At 57.4% G+C, this 507-nt stretch carries 1 pseudogene; it reads left to right on the top strand.

Annotated features, from left to right (window positions below):
- Positions 1-59 precede the first annotated feature (59 nt).
- Positions 60-308 (top strand): annotated as a pseudogene (locus tag RCF13_RS19305) (Tn3 family transposase); the annotation flags it as partial.
- Positions 309-507: the final 199 nt, after the last annotated feature.

The following is a 507-nucleotide window of genomic DNA, read 5'->3' as shown; positions in this document are numbered from 1 at the left end:
TCATAAACAAAGCGTCTTGAACATCGTCTGATTTTGAAAAAGGAACATGGATGCCGCGTCGCTTGCTCATACCGATCCGGGAACAGTTACTGGCATTGCGCGAAGAAACGGCTGACGATCGGGTGACCCGCTTCGTGTGGCTGCGTCAGTTCGAGCCTGGCTCGAACTCTTCGGCGGCCAACCGTCTGCTCGACCAGTTGGAATACCTGCAACGTGTCGATCTTCCCGAAAATCTGCTGGCCCATGTCTCGCCGCTGGGATGGGAGCACATCAATCTCACCGGAGAATATCGTTGGCCAAAGCCTTAGCGTAGGATTCCGCCCCCTCCCACACACGACCCCTTACCCCCACGCCGAATGATCCGGCTCGCCGCCCTTGCCGCGAGCGCGCACGAAAGAAGCCGGAAAATCCGGCTTGATCGATTGCGAGTTTATCGGAAACCGGCGCGGATGGTCTATCGCGACAGGATGACATCCCATTTGCCGAACTCGACGAGGCCGCAGGTTT

The sequence above is a fragment of the Stenotrophomonas maltophilia group sp. RNC7 genome (assembly GCF_030910085.1).
Classification (GTDB): domain Bacteria; phylum Pseudomonadota; class Gammaproteobacteria; order Xanthomonadales; family Xanthomonadaceae; genus Stenotrophomonas; species Stenotrophomonas sepilia.
The sequence above is the reverse complement of the archived record's forward strand: the minus strand, read 5'-3'. Positions and strand labels throughout refer to the sequence as shown.